The organism is Actinacidiphila sp. bgisy167 (assembly GCF_057707665.1).
This window is the reverse complement of the sequence record NZ_JBYIQP010000185.1, coordinates 1-2,084: the sequence shown is the minus strand read 5'-3', so window position 1 is coordinate 2,084 and position 2,084 is coordinate 1. Positions and strand designations below refer to the sequence as shown.

Genomic DNA, 2,084 nt, shown 5'->3' with positions numbered 1-2,084 from the left:
ACGGAACGAACCAAGTGCTCGGCTGCCGCGCGGAGTGCCGATACGCCGTCGGTGGGCGGCCAGCAGGCGGGACAGGTACTCCACGACGTGGCGCGGGACGTCGAGCGTGGCAACATAGGTGACCAACGTGAAGCCTCTGGTGGTTGTCGACATGATCTTGTGGTGAGACCTGTCCTACCAGGGCTTTACGTCTGTCCGCAGCCGGGCCCAGTCTGTCCGACCTGCTCACACATACGGCGGCTGAGGGCGTTTCGCGTAGATCATTTCGCTGAGAAAACCTCACTCAGTACTGCAGGAAAGGCGTCAGTTTCATACCGGGCGTGAGTGAGCAGAAATTGGTCATCTCAGGCCCGGCGTCCTCCCACTCCTCCGGCACATGCAGCAAGTTACCGTGCGGGCTGAGCGCGATCTGCCACACAGGCTGGTCCGTGTCGGCGTGAGGGGACGAAACCCGCTGACCTCTGTTGTTCTGCCAGCTCACTACACCCTCATGGTTCACCGCCCACAGCGCCTCCAGCACCGCACCCACCACCAAGGCCCGAGCCCCGGGGCCGGCGGCCAGCAGCGCGGCCTCGAGGCGTGCCACGGCCTGTGGCACCGGCTCATCCCACACACGCCTGGCCGACATGACTCGCTCACGGAACCCCAACACACTACGGACGGACGCGGGATCGAGCGTCGCTATCTCAGTGATCACGTTGTCGAGTCCGTGAAGAAAGCGTTCCGTGTACTTCTCGTACTGCTGCGGGCCGAGGTCTACTGCGGTGAAAGAGTGGGCGAAATCGATGAGCTTGACCCTGACCGACTGACCGGGATCGTCTGCCGCACGATCCACGGCGATCAGCACGCTCGCCCCTACCAACGCGTACCCAGACACGGCAACGGCATCCCGGACGTTCTGCAACTGAGCCGCAAGTTCCGTTGCAAGGCTGTGGATCGGCGCGGCGAAATCCGCCACGTGCTCGCTTGAGGCGCGACCGATCTGCATCCGGCTACCTTGGATCTTCGTCCCCGCTACAACGCGCCACCCCCGCCTCGCGGACCCGCTCGCCACATCAGCGACCATCAGCTTGCGCTTCTTGACCCATGCACCGCCAGGGCTGAGGTTGCGACGCAGTTCGTGCTGGCTCGCGGTGCTCTCGCCGATCTTGATGTCGAGCAAGCTCGGCTGCACCATGCCATGGGTTATGTTCTCGATGTAAATGTGTGGATCTTCCCCGCTCGCTTCGACGTCCCGCGCAGGTACCAGGTGATCCGGGTCCAGCTCCGACTCCAGCTTCCAGACGTCGTGGGCGGTGAACGAACGAGGCGCGATGCGCTCCAAGCCGGTGCCCGAGCCCCGCAAACGATTGTAGAAGTTCCGCTCGACGTCGTTGGTGGGCTTTTGTAGGACCATGCCGCCGGCACGCTTGACAATTCCGCCGTGACCGCCGCTGGCAGCCCCGGACGCCTCCCTCGACACCGCTCCAGTAGTCGACTCAACCGTCAGGGGACCGATAGGCCCCGCACGTCGCTGCGAGGCGTCGACGCCCCCCACCGATCCCGCCTTAAGCCTGTCATCGACGGCCCGAGCTCCGTCGAGTCGAGCGGCACCAGACGTCGACGCCGTGACCGGGACCGTACTTCGCGCAGCAGATTCCTGTGGCAGTAGATCGCCGCGTGAAGCCTGGCTGTAGTGCTCAATCAGAATGTTAATCTTTGCCAGTTGATCTGGTTCCTTTTTTACCGCTCGAGCCACCTCGCGTGGCAGATCATCGAAGCACACCAACCCCATGGGCACACCAGCCATCCTCACTACTTCCTCGCCGGGTCGGCAATTTGATCTATCAACACTATCCCGAGCACACGTCCCCTGGCTCCCGGCCGACCCGGTGCGGCCGGCGGGTCAGATGACCGGGGGGGGCGGCCCAGCGCGACCATCCGTGCCACGGTGCGCCACCGCATGGGCCGCCGCACCCCGCACGGCGTGCGCACCCCCTCGGCGAAGCCGCCCCACCACGCCCGCAGCCCCTCCCACGTGGGCCGCTTGAGCACCGCCAGCACCGCCACACCCCCAGGTACGCCGGAACCAAAGGGGGGCTTCA

At 64.9% G+C, this 2,084-nt stretch carries 1 protein-coding gene and 1 pseudogene; both read right to left on the bottom strand.

Annotated elements, in window-relative coordinates; genetic code table 11:
- Positions 1-283 precede the first annotated feature (283 nt).
- Positions 284-1,789 carry an inositol polyphosphate kinase family protein gene (locus tag AC3ET4_RS30640; protein WP_431955207.1) on the bottom strand — a complete coding sequence of 502 codons (1,506 nt, stop codon included), beginning with the start codon at positions 1,787-1,789 and terminating at the stop codon, positions 284-286.
- Between the two features lie 107 nt (positions 1,790-1,896).
- Positions 1,897-2,075, bottom strand: a pseudogene (locus AC3ET4_RS30635) (glycosyltransferase family 2 protein); the annotation flags it as partial.
- Positions 2,076-2,084: the final 9 nt, after the last annotated feature.